The following is a 17,565-nucleotide window of genomic DNA, read 5'->3' as shown; positions in this document are numbered from 1 at the left end:
TAAATTGAATAAATTTTGTAACACATTTTAAATTAATAGCATGAAAAAACAAACACTTTCATTTTCAAGAACAGATTCTGCAAAGTTTTTTAAAACATTAAATAAACGTGTAAACGATTATTTTAAAGACAATAATATTAAACGAACTGGAAACTGGAAACTTTGGCTAAAAACCATTGTGATGTTTTCTATATTCTTAACTCCATATTTTTTAATCTTAACATTAAACATTCCTGGTTGGGCGCAATTACTTTTAAGCATTGTAATGGGTATTGGAATGGCTGGAGTAGGAATGAACGTTATGCATGATGGTAATCATGGTTCTTTTTCAAATAAAGAATGGATTAACCGTTTAATGGGAAGTAGCATTTACATTCTTGCTGGTAATGTTTACAATTGGCAAGTACAACATAATGTATTGCACCATACATACACAAATATTCATGGAATGGATGAAGATTTAGATGCCGGTAGAATTTTACGATTTACAGAACATTCTGAATGGAAATGGTATCATAAATTTCAACACTATTATTCTGTATTGCTTTATGGCTTATTAACAATAAATTGGGCCATAACTACCGATTGGCAACAGATGAAACGCTACATGAAACGCAAACTATCTTACGGAAAACTGCCAAATCCTGTTTGGAATTGGAGCAAACTAGTTATCTCAAAAATGATTTATGTAGGCATTTGGATAGTAATTCCAATGGTGTTCTTAGAAATTGCTTGGTGGAAAATACTTATAGGCTTTTTCATAATGCATTATACCGCAGGTTTAATTTTAAGTGTTGTATTTCAATTAGCTCATGTTATGGAAGAAGCACAAATGCCTCAACCAGAAGAAGATGGAACCATGAAAAATACTTGGGCCATTCATCAGCTAAATACAACTATTAATTTCAGTACAAAAAATAAAATAGTAAATTGGTTTACTGGTGGTTTAAACCATCAAGTTGAACACCATATTTTCCCAAATATTAGCCATATACATTACACTAAAATCTCTAAAATAGTTAAAGAAACTGCTAAAGAATTTAATTTACCTTACCACGAATATAAAACGACGCGAAAAGCAATTATTGCGCATTTTAAATACTTACGTGATATGGGTATGAACCCTGCATTACAAGTCTAACATTATTTATCCATTATTTTTTAAATGCAATTACTATCTGATAGAATTTTAAACATGGCTACGTCTGCTACGTTGGCTATGGCTGCTAAGGCACGAGAATTAAGAACTGAAGGAAAAGATATTATTGGGTTAAGCCTTGGCGAACCTGATTTTAATACCCCCGGTTTTATTAAAGAAGCAGCAATTCAAGCCATTCATGACAACTACAATTCTTACTCACCAGTTGATGGTTATGTAGATTTAAAGCAAGCTATTATTACTAAATTTAAACGTGACAATGGGTTAACTTACACTCCAAACCAAATAGTGGTATCTACTGGTGCAAAACAGTCTTTAGCAAATATTGCTGCTGTAATGACCAATAAAGGAGATGAAGTTATACTACCTTGTCCATATTGGGTTAGTTATGCAGACCTTATTAAATTAAATGATGGGATTCCTGTTGAAGTTAAAACTACGATTGCAACAGATTTCAAAATGACACCAGAACAACTGGAAGCTGCTATTACTCCAAAAACTAAAATGATTTGGTTTAGCTCGCCTTGCAACCCTAGCGGATCTATTTACAGTAAAGCCGAATTAAGAGCTTTAGCCGATGTTATAGGAAAACACCCAAACATTTATGTGGTATCTGATGAGATTTATGAACACATAAATTATGTTGGTGGTCATGCTAGTATGGCACAATTTGATGATATGTACGATCGTACAATTACCGTAAATGGTGTTTCAAAAGCATTTGCTATGACTGGCTGGAGAATTGGTTATATTGGTGCTCCTGAAAAAATTGCAAGAGCTTGTAACAAAATGCAAGGTCAAATTACAAGTGGTGCCAATTGTATTGCTCAACGCGCAACAATTACAGCATTAAATGAATCACCTGCACGAGTTCAATATATGGTTGATGAATTTAAAGTACGTCGTGATTTAATTTTAGGTTTATTAAGCAATATTGAAGGTTTTAAAACCAATATACCTGAAGGTGCTTTTTATGTATTCCCAAATATCTCTTATTATTTCGGAAAAACATTACGCGGTAAAACTATAAATAATGCTTCAGATTTTTCTATGTATTTATTGGAAGAAGCTTTAGTAGCAACTGTTGATGGTGAATCTTTTGGTAATCCAGATTGTATTAGAATATCATATGCTGCTTCACAAGAGCAAATTATTGAAGCTCTGAAACGTATAAAAGAAGCTGTAAGCTAGACTTCAACCTCTTTTTTAAAAACAAAACAGCCAGAACGCTAAACATTCTGGCTGTTTTCAATTTACAATATTATTTTTTTTAAAACTATAACTGATATCTTAAACTCAATGCAATATCAGAACCATAATTGTTTTTGTAATAACCATTCCCACCAAATTCAGGTCTAAAATCTAAAGAGATTAATAATGGAATATCAAAATTATATTCTATACCTATATCACCTGCGGCAAATGCAAATGTATCGTTATAATGATCATTGTTATAATCATAACCATAAGTACCTAATCCACCACCTACACCAACATACCAGTTGAAATCACCGTCGATGTTCATTACCCATTGGTATAAAGCAGCTAACTTGATAGCATCATCATCATAACCATTATGATTGAAGTCTTTTCTGTTTCTCCAACCTAAATCTAGTTCAAGTCTAGTGCTATTTCCCAAAGCTCTTTGGTAAGTGATTTCAGTTCCGAACCCACCACTGTCTCCTAAACGTAATCCTAAAGCATTTTTTGAAATATCCTGTGCGTTCATTGATACAATAGAAATTAAAGCTATTATACCTGTTATTAAAAATTTATTCATTTTTATATTTTTAATTATTATTTACTTTTTTTATTACTCTTTAGCTGCTGCATTTTCATCAGATTTTGCACCCATTCTATTGAATGTATACATTGGGGCAAATTTTAATTTTAAACCGGATATTTTTCTATTATCAGAGCTTGTTAAGCCTTCTTTTTCTACAGTATTTTTTCTGGTATCAATGGCTTCATACAATAATTTAATTTCATCCCAATCTTCTCTTGAATATGAATCTTTATTTTTCTCAACCGTGTCTACAAAATTTTGATAAACACTTAAAATATTATCTTTATTAATCCAAGTAAATTTCATGTCGTCTCCATTAAAGCCATTTCCTAATAACGATTGTCTCATCATCAGCTTTAAGTTTGCAGCTTCCATGGCTTCTGTTTCAGCTTTAACCTCTGCTTTAAAAACCATGTACTGATCTGTTGAGGCATCAATAGACATTTGCATTTCAGAATTATCTTTAACGGTTACTATAGCGTTATCTGCATCTGCTTTGTTTTTTTGAAAGCCACTTTCTATTGCATTCCAGTTTTTTGAGGCTTCAACAGCAGTTACATTGCTAACAGAATCAATATATGTGCTATAAATATCCACTTGTTTTTGTGCTATTTCCTTTTTATCATCTTTACAAGATGAAAATATTGTTGCAATGGCAACAATTGCTAATGTTAATTTTAATGTTTTCATTTTCTTGGTTTTAAATTATTGTTGTTCTTTAAATATTATTATTTGAATTTTAATCACTTCCATTAGAGCCGACTTTTTTTGAAATGAAATTTGTTACGCTATACTGTAAAACATATCCCATCAATGTTTTTATAACAGAATTGGATTTGCCAATGATCATTTTCTTTGAAAAATAACCTCCAGTCACACTTATTAAGGTTTCAAAAAGATTCGTTTTAAGTACTGGTGATTCACCTAAATCTTTTATGGTTTGATTTAATATATTAATTGGTCTAAAATGTTCGCCCGTTTTGAAAAATTGCCCTTTAAGCTCAACAAACTCATCCTTTCTTTGATTTTCCAATAAACCAATGGCTTTATCCAAAGATTGCATTTGATTTTTAGATGGTTTCATCTTCATTCTCTTTAAATTGGTCTAGAATGGTTATTCCAGATCTTTTAGATTTTAATAACTTGTCTATTATCATATTGGCAATTGGGGTCTCAATAAGTTTATCTTTAAAGAAATACAATACGGCCGCTATTATGAAATAAAAGGCAGATACAATGAAAAATCCTAAATAGTATTCATTTAGTAGTTTACCAATGAAAAGGCTAATTCCTACGTTAATGAACAAAGTAAACATGGCAACAGCCATAGCAATAAATACCCTTGATGTTAAAGAAGAAAGTACATCGGCCGTTTTATCTATTGTGTTTAACACAAGTAAATCTAAACTTGTTTGGGTGTACTTTTTTGCCTTTTCATAAAGCATTTCTACGCTTGCGGCTGTATTTTCCATTGGATTGTTTTTAATTTTTAGAATTAACTGCACTGTTAACTTTCTCTTTCGCTTCCTCTTTTCCTTTTTCTGTTACGCTCTCTACTTTATCTACAACTGAATTGTATTTTGTTGATACCGTATCTAAAAAATTATCAAATTCATCCTTTAAATTCTTTTTTGCTTCGCTCGTTTTATTGCTAATTTTTTTTCTTGTTTTTGAGCCTTTATCTGGTGCAAAAAGCACTCCTAATAAGGCTCCAGCAGCTAATCCAGCTACTACCCCTAATACATTTGATTTCATAATTTTTGTTTTAAATTTTTAATTGTACCATCAAATAAGTTTGATGGATATTGTCCTTTTAATTAAGGTTGTATAGAAGTTTACATGCCTTTTCCGCCTATAAGTCTTAATAATATTGCAATAACAGCAATGACCAACAAAATGTGGATCAAGCCTCCGGCACTGTAAACAAAGAACCCTAAAGCCCATCCTATTATAAGTATAACCGCAATTAGATACAATAAACTTCTCATGACATTTGATTTTTAAATTATTATTAATTTATATTACAAAGGTGCAACCTGATTGGTCTTTTTATGTTACAGCATTTAGTTAGATTGTTATAGAATTTCTATATGGCACTAGTTTTAAAACTATTTTCTAACAGGTTTGAATACCAAGAAGCTCTTAAAGAAGACTATGGTTTAAACATTTTGTGTTTACCGAACTTATGTGAAGTATAAAATTTTAATTTATTGGTAGATATATTGTAAAAATAGAACCAACATTAATTTCACCTTTGGCAAAAATAAAGCCTTTATGGTTTTCGATAATTTTTTTACAAATAGAGAGTCCAATGCCTGTTCCAGAATACTCTTGTTTATTGTGTAACCTATTAAATAAGTCAAATATTTTATTGGCATATTTCTGGTCAAATCCAATACCATTATCCGTGAATATAATTTTATGATAATTACTGTTGGAAGCATTTAATAAATGAGGTTCATCACTTACTTTAACTTTTGAATAATTTATATTGATAATTAGAGGCTTATCCTTATTACTATATTTTAAAGAATTGCTTAATAAATTTAAAAATAATTGCTGGATCTGAAATGCTATTACTAATGCTTTAGGCAAAGTATCGCTTGTGATCTGCGCCTTTTCTTCTAGAATTGTTATAGCAACATCTTGTTTTGCATTTTCAAAAAGCTCATTTAAATCAGCCATAACAAACTCCTTATCGGGCTTGTTGGTCCTTGAAAACTGAAGTAAATCATCTATTAATAAACGCATTCTTGAAGAGGCCGATTTTATGCGTTCTAAATATTGATGTCCAGAATCTGAAAATTTATTGGCTTCCTTTTCTTCAAGTCTGGAAATAAAAGTCTGTATTTTTCGTAAAGGTTCTTGAAGATCATGACTTGCCGCATAGTTAAAAGCTGAAAGCTCTTTGTTATTTCGTTCCAGTTCTAAATTACGTTCTTCGAGCACTGAAAAATGTTCAACCTCCTCTGTAACATCACTGGTAATACCAAGTAACCTTTTTTGACCATTAACACCATAAAAAGCCTTTCCAAAAGCTTTTAAATATTTTATTGTACCATTTTTTTGGACAATTCTATAGTTAATAAAGGGTAATTCTTCTTCGTCAGTCATTTTTTCTAATTCCACCCTTAATTTATCTACATCTTCTGGATGAACAAATTTCAAAAAATTATCAAAAGTAGCTTCAAAAGATTGCGGCTCTTCTCCTAAAAGGCGATAAAGATTATCTGAATATGTAAATACGTTGGACCCAACATGCCAAACCCAATTACCATGTTTACCAATAATTTCGGATTGATTAGTAGATCCTTTAAAGATCAATAACTGGTCGTTTTTTGCTTTTATTTTAATTAAATCAGTATTAATTTTAGTAAATGCTATAATTATTACAACAAGGGTAACCAATAAAACCAAATAAAAAAATAATGGGGTAAACCGCAAATCACTTTGGTAGTCTTTTTGCCGAACATTAAGTAATTTATTTTCGAAATCAATAATTTCGTTAACCTTTTGCCTTATACTATCCAGTATTATTTTTTCTTCAAAAAATAACGTCTTAAATGTTTCGGTATTTATTTCATCTTTATTAACAAGCGCATCCGTTTTAGAAAAGTTGGAGAAAAGCTTGTCTATTAAATTATTTAACTGCGTTAAATTTTCCTTTTGTTTAGCACTTGCTTTAATTAATTCATTTAGTTGCAGAGATGAATTCTTAATTTTTTCTCTAGCATCTAAATAGGGCTCTAAATACAAGCTGTCTTTTGTTAATGTATATTTTCTATGCCCACTTTCAGCATCACTTAAATAGGAATTTATATGTTCCAGTTCAACGTTTACTTCGTAGGTACCAACAACCAAATTTGTAGATTCAGTCAAATTGGAAATATGTTTATAGGTAAAGCCTCCTATTAAAAGAATTATAAATAAGCCTACCAAAAGAACGATTCTTAAAAATAACGCCGACTTAAATAAATTTTTACTTTCCATTAGAGTCGCAATAAAAAGTTGTCTTTATTTAATCCGTTAGTATGATATTGCCAATTAATGGATACAACTTCTGAAAGGATTTTTTTAAGTTTTTTAAAGTCACCTGGTTTTTTTATATAGATATTAGCCCCCAACACAAAGGTTTTTTCTATATCTTCCTCTGAGGCTGACGTGGAATAAATAGCTATGGCAATTCCGGCCATTTTATGGCTAGCTTTAATTTCAGCCAAACATTCAATCCCCGATTTTTTTGGCATGTTTAAATCCAGAAAAAGGACATTTGGCATTAGCGCATCTACATGATTTAAATAATTCATAAGCTCCACACCATCTTTAAAGGTATTGACTTTTGTGTTGATTTTTAATTCATCAAAAGCGTCAGTAAAAAAAAGGATGTCATCTTCGTCATCATCAGCCAGAATTATATGGATGTAATCGGTTTGCATAAACTATTTATTTAACTCGTTGATTTTTTGTTGGGCAATATCTCTTCTTTTAAAAATAATGCGCTGAAAAGTAGAAGGCGTAATACCAGTAGTATTTTTAAATTGAGTGCTTAAATGCGCAACGCTGGAATAATTGAGTTTAAATGCAATTTCCGTTAAATTTAATTCGGTATTTAAAAGGAGTTGTTTTGAATATTCTATTTTTTGAATGATAATAAAGTTTTCTATGGACGAATACGTAACTTCAGAAAATAAGTTGGAAAGATAACCATAACTGTGTCCTAGTTCTTTTGATAAATATACCGAGCTTTTCACATTTACAAGGATATCTTCATTAAAAACCATATCAATTATAACGTCTTTGATTTTTTGAACCAAAATACCTTTCTGACTTTCTATGATTTCTATTCCATAGTCATTTAATGACTCGTTTAGCGCTAAATATTGAGCTGGTGTTAATTTTTTTAGAAGTTCAACTTCACCAAAACCTAAAATTTTGTGATCCAAGTTGAGTTCATTGAATTTAGATTCCAATATTTTTTTGCTGATTGTATTAAAATCAAATTTCAAGAATAGTTTCATAGAACATTTTAACCTTCATTAATAGGCTAATAAGTAAAGATAGTGAAGGATTTTGTATAAATTGCTGTTTATTTGATATTTAACTTGTTATCAATAAGTATATAAAATAAGACATAAGTAAATTATTCATGCTTACTTTTTCTAATCTTTTTCCATTTTTTCAAACGAATTGTGGCTTTACTTTGTAAATACTCATCTAATGATTCTCCTATTAAAAAACCATAGGCGTGGTATTCTGGTGTATTGTCAAAAATAATTTTTAATGTAGCGGTAATCGGCAATGCAACGATCATACCAGCAATACCCCAAAGCATTGAAAAAACTATAAGAGACAGGATGGCTATAAAAGGATTAATGCTCACCTTTGAACCCGTAATTTTAGGTGTTATGAAATTACCTTCTAAAAACTGTATAAAACCAAATATAGCAATAACACCAAAAGCATACCAAGCAGAATCTTTAGTTGCCAGCGCAATAATTGCAGGCAATATCGATCCAATAAAAATCCCTACATAAGGTATTAGCAATAAAAAGGCTGCAAAAAAACCAAAAAAGAATGGGTTACCAATACCTAATAAAAGTAATCCAATGCTATTTAAACACCCAACAATGATAATAACCTTAATTAATCCCAATAAGTAATTTTGTTGAATTTTATATACTTTTCTAATCATTCTGTTTAAAAATGCTTTTGGCTTACTCCTAAATAGTTTATAATAAAAGAGTCTGAAAAATCGTCTGTAGTACAAAAAGAAAAACAGATAAATTGGGATTAAAACAAAGTAACTGAACAAAGATCCAGACTGATAGATGAATTCTCCAATTTTATCGAAGCGCCCTTTTAACAGACTTTCAATTCGTAAATCTTTTGTGAACAATGAGCTTCCTTTATTAATTCCTAAAGTGTTATACGTAAATTCTATAAAGTTATAGTACAACGTTGTTAATTTTGCAATATAGATTTCACTGTTATTGATTAGAGAATTAAGCTGAAAATAGACCATTATACCTAATAAGGCAGTTACACAGAATATTATTGTTATTGAGAACAAAGACGCAAATAAGCGATTGCATCTCAATTTTTTTTCAAGAAACATTTGAACAGGGAATATCATGATGGCCAATATTGACGCATATAATATGGGCATGATCAATGGCTTTAATATAAATAATATAAAAACCACTGCAATGAGCGAAAGCAGACTAAAAGCACTGTGAGTGATTTGGTTTTTTGAATTCATATTTCATTTAATCATAAAAAAACTGCCTAAAGAATATTTCATACATTGTTCACTAACCAACCAATAATTCATGAACTGTATTTACTTTAGGCAGTTTAACATTTCCTTTTCAAATTAGTTTAAAGATTTACCTCCAATAAAACTTATAAAAATAGATGCTAATCCTAATCCAATAGTTATATATGAATTGGTGTTATCTTGAGTTGTTATATCTAATGAGCCAATGCTTAATGAAGATTCAGGAGCAAACATTGTATAAACCCCATAAACCAACAAGCCAAAACCAATTACCAACAGAATAGATTTTATAGTCTTATTCATAATCTTTCTAATAAATTATTAATTATACAAGGGTACCATACTCCTTTTTAAACAAAGGTAAGTTTGCCTGTATAGTTTATTATTACATAATTTTTTAAGATTATTACAAAACTTTAATGAAATTTTAATGTTGTCCAGAGATTTAATCTAGAAAAGTTTATTTTATTATAAAGAAAAGCCACTAACATGTTAGTGGCTTTCTTTATAAATATAAAATGCAATTTAAATTAATTGTTCTTTTGATTTAAAAAAGTTTGCAAATCTTTATTAGAACCATAAAGCACTAAAATATCAGATTCCTGAAGCACATAATCTGGTGTTACAACACCTTGAACTTTTGATTCTGTTGTGGTTTTCCCTACACTGCTCTTTACCTCCGATTTTTTAATTGTTGTTAAAACCAACAGGTTGAAATTATTTCTAAATCCAACTTCTTTAATGGTTTTCCCAACGTATTTTGCTGTAACATTAGCTTCAATAATGCTAAAATCATCACTCAATTCGAAAGAATCTACAACATTTTTTAAACATAGTTTTTTTGCCCAACGCTCTGCTGTTTCTTCTTCCGGATGAACAATTTCATCAACACCAATAGCTTGTAATACTTTTTCATGTAACGGATTAATTGCTCTACTGATTAATCTTTTTACCTCAAAGTTTTTAAAAAGAGCCGTTGACATTACATTAGATCCTTGATCTTCCCCAATTGCAATAATAACAATATCTGTGTCTTTTAAAGGAAGCCCTGAAACAGTAAATTCATCGGTAGTATCCATACAAATTGTATGGGAAATCTTTTCTTTATACAAATCTACTTTAGTCATACTTGTATCTATCCCAATAACCTCATTTCCTTGTGAAGTTAATTTTTCAGCTAATGATGCACCGAAATTTCCTAACCCAACTATAATATATTTCATGTGTTTATATTTTTAATAAATGATTATTAGTAACAACCTTATTAATCATTTTATGGATTTTATTTGATATTAATTTATTGTAATCTCTTCTGTTGGATAACGATAGTTTTTATGTTTTACTTTATTAAATATAGCAATAACAATTGACAACATTCCTACTCTACCAACAATCATAATGCCTATTAGGATAAACTTACTAACCATCGATAAACTTCCAGTTATACCTAAACTTAAACCAACCGTACTATACGCCGAAAAGCACTCAAAGGCTATATTCATAAGTCCTTTTTCATTATCAAAAACAGAGATTAGCATAATTCCCATGCCTATAACAATTAAAGAGAGCGATATAATTGCGAATGCTCTTCTTACCGAAATATCTGCTATTTCTCTTCTGTAAACCTCAATTCTGGATTTTCCTTTTGCTAAACTTAATATGTTTAATGTTGCAATAGCAAAAGTACTTGTTTTAATACCACCACCTGTTGATGATGGTGAGGCTCCTACCCACATTAATAAAAGAATCATCATCAACGTTGGAAATGCCAATGTGGTCATTTCAACAGTATTAAAACCTGCTGTTCTTGGTGTTGTAGCTCCAAACAATGCTGTTACTATTTTACCAAAACCACTGTGTTCTGCAAGCGTATTATTATATTCAAGAATATAAAAAACTATAAATCCCACTAGAGATAAAGTTAGTGTTGTGATAAGAGTTATTCTACTATTAAGATTTAATACCCAAGGCTTATATGTTTGCTTTAATTTTGAAAAATTAATTAATAATGAGATTTTATATTTTAAATAGTTTAAAATATTTACAACTATTGGGAACCCCAAACCACCTAAAACAAAAGTTATAATGATTACTAATTGCAAATAGTAATTATACTTAAAACCTGTTTCAAACAAACTATTTGTTAGTGTAGAAAATCCTGCATTACAAAAAGCAGATATTGAGTGAAAAACAGAAAAATAAATTTGTTCTCCGTGTGATTTAAACAAAGAATCATTTAAACTCAAATAAATAGATATAGCCGAAAACGTTTCAATGTAAAACGTAATAAGTAATACATATTTTAAAGTAGAAAACACCTCTCCAAGTTTTTGAGAACTGTTCATGTCGCTTAAAGCAAGCTGGTTTTCGTAGGTAGAACCTCCTTTGAAAAAATAACTAAAATAACTTGTGAAGGTTAAAATACCCAAACCACCCAACTGAATAAGCACCAAAATAATAGACTGTCCAAATAAAGTAAAATAGGTGCCAGTATCTTCAACAATAAGTCCTGTAACACAAACAGCACTGGTTGAAGTAAACAAAGCATTTATAAATGAAATTCCATTATAAGTGGCTTTTGGCAACATTAACAGCAATGTTCCCAAGAAAATAATAAACAAAAAACTTAATATAAAAAGCTGTGCAGGATTTAATACAGTGCGTTTAAAATTAAATCTTAACTCTGCAAACTCCCTTATAAAAGTTAAAATGATGGCAAATTTTATCCAAAGGTCATTATAGAACAGCGATGCGTTTTTTTCACTATCAACTTCCAGAAAATGAATAAGTATAATTACAAAACTTAAAACAACGGTAACAATATCAAATACTAGAACCTTCTGTTTGTTTTTGTATTGATTTTTATTCTCTAAGTATCTTAAAACTGTAGCAACAATACCAACAATTAATACAATAAAATAAAATCCGTTTAATAAATATTGAGATCGCTCGGTTTGAACAAATCCAAAATCGGCAAGAAAAACTAAAACACCAAATAGACTTATTAAAAAAGCTACAGCGTAAAATAGTTTTAAATTAAGTTTCATTTATTAATCTTAAAAAGCAGCAAATATAAAACAAAATAAACACGGACAAATTAATTACTGTCCATTTAATTAATTGTTATTAAGCTGCTTATTGTTATTTAATATATTTAAAAAATTTCTAGTACTAACAATTTTGAATTTAAGTTAATATTTTAAATTCAAAATAAATATGTAGGTTTGCCAAAAAAATAGATTTGTCGAAAATAAAGCCTTATAAAAATAGTGATTTAGGAAAAAAGGAACAAGTCACAAAAATGTTTGACACCATTTCTGAAGATTATGATGGGTTAAACAGAGTTATCTCCTTTGGTATTGATATTAAATGGAGAAAAAAAGTTGTAGAACTTGTTGAAAAAACAAACCCTAAAACCATTCTTGATATTGCAACTGGAACAGGCGATTTAGCCATTGCCTTAACCAAAACAAAAGCCGATAAAATTATTGGCTTAGATTTAAGCAGTGGCATGCTTGAGATTGGAAAACAAAAAATCTCAAAAAAAGGTTTAGAAAAAACCATAGAAATGGTTTTGGCTGATTCTGAAAATATACCTTTTGAGGATGATACTTTCGATGCAATAACGGTTGCTTTTGGAGTAAGGAATTTTGAAACCTTAGAAAAAGGGCTTTCAGAAATTTTAAGGGTTTTAAAACCAAATGGCATATTTGTTATTTTAGAAACTTCTGTTCCCACAAAAACGCCATATAAGCAAGGGTATAAATTTTACACAAAATATATTTTACCTATTATTGGGAAAATCTTCTCGAAAGATCAAAGTGCTTACGGCTATTTAAGCGAATCTGCATCTGCATTTCCTTATGGTGAAGCCTTAAACAATATTTTAAGAAAAATTGGGTTTATTAATGTTAAAGATTTTCCGCAAACTTTTGGAGTTGCCACAATCTATACATCTACAAAGCAATAATATGAAAAAAGCTTTTTTCCTAATTTCATTTCTATTACTATTCCAAACCAGTAATGCTCAACTTTTTACTAAAGAAAAAGTAACTTATGATGCCAATCAAGGAAGAGGTTCAACAGATAATAATTTACTGCGTTGGGGTTATTTTTTAGGTTTTAGTAGTTATGATTTCAATTTTGATTATAATCAAGATTTAAGGGATATTTATGTAAAAAAAAGTGTAGGTTTTAATGTTGGTTTAATAGGAAATTTACGAGTTAACAACTTTATTGATTTACGTTTAGAGCCTGGACTATTAATTACAACCCGAGAATTATATTATAGTACAGAATATTTCCAAGGTGTTCAATATAACAACAATGATTTGATAAGAGAAGTTAAATCTACTTACATTCATATTCCATTATTGGTTAAATTCTCAACAAAAAGGATTAATAATTTCAAACCTTTTGTTGTTGGCGGATTTTCTACATCTTTAAATCTTTCAAGTAATGAAAACAATCCTGACGACAATAGTAATGGACAATTTAGGACAACTAAAAACTCCTTGTTTTACGAACTAGGTTTTGGTATTGATTTATATTTGCATAACTTTAAATTTACGCCTTCGGTTAGAGGAGTGTTTGGCATTAATGACGAACTTGTAAGAGATAAAGACCCAAACAGCCCTTGGACAAGTAATATAAATAGTATGAAAACAAGAGGTATGTTTATAAACTTTACGTTTCAATAAACCTATCTTCGTTTAAATTCGCTTAAAAAAATTGCGGTAGCAGTTGCTACATTAAGACTTTCTGTTGCTTGTAAATTTCCAAATCTTGGAATACTTAACTTTTCAGAGATTAAAGATTCTATTTCTTTTGAAATACCGTTGGCTTCATTTCCTAGTACTAAAATTCCTTTATTCGATAGTTTAGTTGAATATACAGATTTTCCTTCCATAAAAGTACCATAACTTAACACATCTGTTTCCTTTAAAAACTCTATCAAATCTAAATAAGAAACGTTAACCCTTGTTATTGAACCCATAGTTGCCTGAATAACTTTTGGATTAAAACAATCTACCGTTTCTTGGCTGCAAACTAAACTTTTCACCCCAAACCAATCACACAATCTAATAATGGTTCCTAAATTTCCAGGATCTCGTACATCGTCAAGTGCTACTATCAATTCACTAAAATCTATTGGTTTTGATTGTGGAATTTTAAAAATTGCTAAAGCTTTATTAGGCGTGGTTAAAAAACTGATTCGCTTTAAATCATCCTCAGAAATTAATTCTTCTTTTTTGGCATCAATATTGAATGGTTCAGTCGTATATAATATGTCAAGTTCAAAATCTGATTGCAAAAGCTCATTTATTGTTTTAACACCTTCAACAACAAAAAGCCCATGTTGTAATCTGTATTTTTTTTGCTTTAAACTCGTTATTAATTTTATTTGATTTTTTGAGAGCATTCTTAAATTGCTGATTCTAATTTTTATTATATAAAGAAAATGAAAAAATATTGTTTTAATAAACTCTTCCTTATTTATTTAAATATTTTTTCTGCGGAAACATCAATGAATAAAAGAATAATCAATAGTAGAATGATAAACATATGATGTTGCATGTAACCTTTAAAAAAAATTAAAATAAACACATGAAATAATGTATTTTTGAATACCAATTAAAAGGTAATCATGATTTTTTTAAATTTAGAATTAACAAAACCTCATTACTTATAAATTTTTAACATTACTTGAAACTTAAACTTAAAAATATACTCATTTTAATTATAACCTCAGGTTTAATTATTTCTTGTGATGCCGTAAAAAGAGTTCCTGAAAACGACTACTTACTTACAAAAAATACAGTGTATGTTAATGAGAAAAAAGATAATTCGGAAACTTTAAATAACTTATTGTACCAAAAACCCAATAATAAAATTTTAAAAACAGCATTACGCTTACATATTTATAATTTGGCCAGACCAAATATTGACTCTATTATAAATGCTAATCTTGATAGAAGACCTAAAAAAAGAAGTAATCTAGAATCATTCCTTTCTAAAAAACAATTAAACAAATACATAAGTTCAAGAAAACATTTTAATAATTGGCTGAAAAATACAGGAGAAGCTCCAGTTATTGTAAATGAGGATAGAACAAAAAAATCAATTAAAAAACTTAACGATTATTATATTAACAATGGCTGGTTTAATGTTGAATCTAAGTATTCAATCAACAAGAAAGACAATCAATTAGCCGAAATTGATTACCATATAGAGACAGGCGAGCCTTACATTATAGATTCCATCACAAAAAAGAAACGATCTACAATGGTTGATTCTTTATATGAATTGATTAAAAAAAATTCGTTTATAAAACAAAATGAGCAATATAAAACAACAAATTTTCAACTTGAACGTGAACGTATATCATCAGAATTAAGAAATAAGGGTGTATATCATTTTAATCAGGACTACGTAACTTTTGAACTGGATACGGTTAACACCAACAAGAAAGTAAATGTTGAAGTTCAAATTCAGGATAGAGCTATAAGAAATCAAGACACTATTTTAAGAGAGCCATTTAAAATATATTATGTAAAAGATATCAATATTTTTACAGATGGCACCTATGAAAACAGATATGAAACAAGAACAGACTCTATAAAATATAATAACTATAAACTGTATAGTATTGGCAAAATGAGGTTTAGGCCAAAAGCTTTAACAGATGCTGTTTTTATAACACCAAATACACTTTTTAAAGATATTGACAGAACACGCACTTACAGATATTTAAGTGAATTACGAACTTTCAAATATCCAGATATTAAATACACTGAAAATGACGATTCCACATTATCTGCAGATATTTTTTTAACACCACTTAAAAAGTTTAATTTAGGATTTAGTACCGAAGTATCTCAAAGCAACATACAATCAATAGGATTGTCTGTAAACCCTAGTTTATCTATTAGGAATATTTTTAGAGGCGCTGAAACCCTGGAAATATCTGCAATAGGTTCGATAGGTGCTTCAAAAGATGCCTCAAAAAACAGTAATCGATTTTTTGATATTAATGAAATAGGTGCCGATTTAAAATTAACAATCCCACGATTATTTTCCCCTTTTAATACTGAAAGAATTGTTCCAAAGTATATGTCACCTAGCACAAGAATTAGTTTATCAACAACCAGTCAAACTAATGTTGGTTTAGATAAACAAACATTTAGTGGTACATTTAATTATAAATGGAGCCCTTCAAAATACATCACAAATAGATTGGACGTGTTTAATGTGCAATATGTTAGAAATTTAAATATTGGAAACTATTTTAATATATATGATACTTCGTTTCGAAATTTAGAAAATATAGCGCTTAATACTTACAATACTCCTCAAGAATTTATTGGTTTAGATGATAATGGCAATCCAATTTTAATTAAATCAAAGTCTGATGAGTTTATAAAATTGGTGTTAGCTGATAATAGTTTCAAAACAAGTAGCCCTGATACTTATAAAGAAGTTAAAAGTATAAACGAACGTAAAAACAGGCTAACCGAAAACAACTTAATTTTTTCATCAAGTTTTAGTTTGGTTCAAGACACACGTCAAAATCTATATGACGAAAATTTTTCAATTTTTAGAGTCAAACTGGAATTAGCAGGAAACATACTTTCTAGTGCCTCTAAGCTTTTAGGCTTAAATAAAGACAGCAACAACCGCTACATATTATTTAATGTGGCTTATTCACAATATGCTAAAACAGAATTAGATTACATTAAACATTGGGATTTAGGCAAAAAAAATGTTTTCGCAATTAGAAGCTATGCCGGTATCGCCATTCCTTACGGTAATTCGACCAGTATTCCTTTCTCAAAAAGTTTCTTTGCTGGAGGTGCAAACGACAATCGTGCTTGGACTGCCTATAGTTTAGGTCCAGGAAGTTCAGAAACTTCCAATGAATTTAATGAGGCCAACTTTAAATTAGCCTTTAGTGCAGAACAGCGTTTTAATTTATTTGGAAACCTTAATGGTGCTATTTTTATTGATGCTGGAAATATTTGGAATGTACTGGACGAAGTAAGTGATGAAAAGGCTATTTTTTCAGGATTTAACTCCTTAAAGGATATTGCTGTAGGATCAGGTTTTGGATTGCGTTACGACTTTAGTTTTTTTATATTTCGTTTTGATATAGGATTTAAAACTTACGACCCTTTTTATCAAGATCAGAACAGATGGTTTAATGATTATAATTTTGGAAATGCCGTGTATAACATAGGTATTAACTACCCTTTTTAATTTGTTTTACACCAACTTAAACTATAACGTTTTAGTGGTATTTTAAATGTTTCAGTCCTCTAATTCACATTGATATAATTAAAATTT

Annotated in this window: 19 protein-coding genes; 5 read left to right on the top strand and 14 right to left on the bottom strand. The window is 29.6% G+C overall.

What is annotated here, in order from left to right:
• Positions 1 to 40: 40 nt before the first annotated feature.
• Together V8G69_RS08015 and V8G69_RS08010 are read left to right on the top strand one after the other, a co-directional pair.
• Positions 41 to 1,141 carry a fatty acid desaturase family protein gene (locus V8G69_RS08015; RefSeq protein WP_394881316.1) on the top strand — a complete coding sequence of 367 codons (1,101 nt, stop codon included), beginning with the start codon at positions 41 to 43 and terminating at the stop codon, positions 1,139 to 1,141.
• 24 nt (positions 1,142 to 1,165) lie between these two features.
• Positions 1,166 to 2,350 (top strand): pyridoxal phosphate-dependent aminotransferase, encoded by a 1,185-nt coding sequence (locus V8G69_RS08010; RefSeq protein WP_394881315.1) that lies wholly within the window; start codon positions 1,166 to 1,168, stop codon positions 2,348 to 2,350.
• An 85-nt stretch (positions 2,351 to 2,435) separates the two neighbouring features.
• Here the strand turns inward: V8G69_RS08010 and V8G69_RS08005 are convergent, their stop codons facing one another.
• From V8G69_RS08005 to V8G69_RS07945, 13 genes are all read right to left on the bottom strand, one after another.
• Positions 2,436 to 2,939: a hypothetical protein gene (locus tag V8G69_RS08005; RefSeq protein ID WP_394881314.1), complete on the bottom strand. Its 504-nt coding sequence runs from the start codon at positions 2,937 to 2,939 to the stop codon at positions 2,436 to 2,438.
• 33 nt (positions 2,940 to 2,972) lie between these two features.
• Positions 2,973 to 3,635: a DUF6565 domain-containing protein gene (locus V8G69_RS08000; protein WP_394881313.1), complete on the bottom strand. Its 663-nt coding sequence runs from the start codon at positions 3,633 to 3,635 to the stop codon at positions 2,973 to 2,975.
• A gap of 49 nt (positions 3,636 to 3,684) precedes the next feature.
• Positions 3,685 to 4,029, bottom strand: a complete 345-nt coding sequence (locus tag V8G69_RS07995; RefSeq protein WP_394881312.1) for a hypothetical protein — start codon at positions 4,027 to 4,029, stop codon at positions 3,685 to 3,687.
• On the bottom strand, positions 4,016 to 4,417 hold the full coding sequence (locus tag V8G69_RS07990; RefSeq protein ID WP_394881311.1) for a hypothetical protein: 402 nt from the start codon (positions 4,415 to 4,417) through the stop codon (positions 4,016 to 4,018). The genes V8G69_RS07995 and V8G69_RS07990 overlap by 14 nt, the downstream gene beginning before the upstream one ends.
• 10 nt (positions 4,418 to 4,427) lie before the next feature.
• Complete coding sequence (locus tag V8G69_RS07985) at positions 4,428 to 4,700, bottom strand: YtxH domain-containing protein (protein ID WP_394881310.1); 273 nt, start codon at positions 4,698 to 4,700, stop codon at positions 4,428 to 4,430.
• A gap of 80 nt (positions 4,701 to 4,780) precedes the next feature.
• Entirely contained in the window at positions 4,781 to 4,933 is a 153-nt protein-coding gene (locus V8G69_RS07980) for a lmo0937 family membrane protein (protein WP_394881309.1), read from the bottom strand.
• A gap of 214 nt (positions 4,934 to 5,147) precedes the next feature.
• Positions 5,148 to 6,935, bottom strand: coding sequence for a CHASE3 domain-containing protein (locus V8G69_RS07975; RefSeq protein WP_394881308.1), 1,788 nt, complete (start codon positions 6,933 to 6,935; stop codon positions 5,148 to 5,150).
• A complete protein-coding gene (locus V8G69_RS07970; protein ID WP_394881307.1) occupies positions 6,935 to 7,381 on the bottom strand; it encodes a response regulator in 447 nt (148 codons plus the stop codon). The genes V8G69_RS07975 and V8G69_RS07970 overlap by 1 nt, the downstream gene beginning before the upstream one ends.
• A 3-nt stretch (positions 7,382 to 7,384) precedes the next feature.
• Positions 7,385 to 7,963 carry a helix-turn-helix domain-containing protein gene (locus V8G69_RS07965; protein ID WP_394881306.1) on the bottom strand — a complete coding sequence of 193 codons (579 nt, stop codon included), beginning with the start codon at positions 7,961 to 7,963 and terminating at the stop codon, positions 7,385 to 7,387.
• Positions 7,964 to 8,085: 122 nt separating this feature from the next.
• The gene (locus V8G69_RS07960; RefSeq protein WP_394881305.1) at positions 8,086 to 9,204 is read right to left on the bottom strand and encodes an AI-2E family transporter; all 1,119 of its coding nucleotides are present in this window, start codon (positions 9,202 to 9,204) and stop codon (positions 8,086 to 8,088) included.
• Positions 9,205 to 9,318: 114 nt separating this feature from the next.
• Positions 9,319 to 9,525, bottom strand: a complete 207-nt coding sequence (locus V8G69_RS07955) for a hypothetical protein (protein WP_394881304.1) — start codon at positions 9,523 to 9,525, stop codon at positions 9,319 to 9,321.
• Positions 9,526 to 9,752: 227 nt separating this feature from the next.
• A complete protein-coding gene (locus tag V8G69_RS07950; RefSeq protein ID WP_394881303.1) occupies positions 9,753 to 10,445 on the bottom strand; it encodes a potassium channel family protein in 693 nt (230 codons plus the stop codon).
• 69 nt (positions 10,446 to 10,514) lie between these two features.
• Positions 10,515 to 12,269 carry a TrkH family potassium uptake protein gene (locus V8G69_RS07945; RefSeq protein ID WP_394881302.1) on the bottom strand — a complete coding sequence of 585 codons (1,755 nt, stop codon included), beginning with the start codon at positions 12,267 to 12,269 and terminating at the stop codon, positions 10,515 to 10,517.
• A gap of 194 nt (positions 12,270 to 12,463) precedes the next feature.
• On the opposite strand from V8G69_RS07945, the gene ubiE reads away from it, so the two are divergent.
• Both ubiE and V8G69_RS07935 read left to right on the top strand, forming a co-directional pair.
• Positions 12,464 to 13,192 (top strand): bifunctional demethylmenaquinone methyltransferase/2-methoxy-6-polyprenyl-1,4-benzoquinol methylase UbiE, encoded by a 729-nt coding sequence (ubiE, locus tag V8G69_RS07940; RefSeq protein WP_394881301.1) that lies wholly within the window; start codon positions 12,464 to 12,466, stop codon positions 13,190 to 13,192.
• Between the two features lies 1 nt (position 13,193).
• Positions 13,194 to 13,922 carry a porin family protein gene (locus V8G69_RS07935; RefSeq protein WP_394881300.1) on the top strand — a complete coding sequence of 243 codons (729 nt, stop codon included), beginning with the start codon at positions 13,194 to 13,196 and terminating at the stop codon, positions 13,920 to 13,922.
• Between the two features lie 2 nt (positions 13,923 to 13,924).
• Here V8G69_RS07935 and V8G69_RS07930 read toward each other — a convergent pair whose 3' ends face one another.
• Complete coding sequence (locus V8G69_RS07930; RefSeq protein ID WP_394881299.1) at positions 13,925 to 14,644, bottom strand: TrmH family RNA methyltransferase; 720 nt, start codon at positions 14,642 to 14,644, stop codon at positions 13,925 to 13,927.
• A 284-nt stretch (positions 14,645 to 14,928) separates the two neighbouring features.
• Between V8G69_RS07930 and V8G69_RS07925 the strand changes: the two genes are divergently transcribed.
• Positions 14,929 to 17,478: a BamA/TamA family outer membrane protein gene (locus V8G69_RS07925; RefSeq protein ID WP_394881298.1), complete on the top strand. Its 2,550-nt coding sequence runs from the start codon at positions 14,929 to 14,931 to the stop codon at positions 17,476 to 17,478.
• Positions 17,479 to 17,565 lie beyond the last annotated feature (87 nt).

The sequence above is a fragment of the Gaetbulibacter sp. M235 genome (genome assembly GCF_043876835.1).
Taxonomy (GTDB): Bacteria; Bacteroidota; Bacteroidia; order Flavobacteriales; family Flavobacteriaceae; genus Yeosuana.
This window is presented reverse-complemented; position numbering and strand designations above follow the sequence as displayed.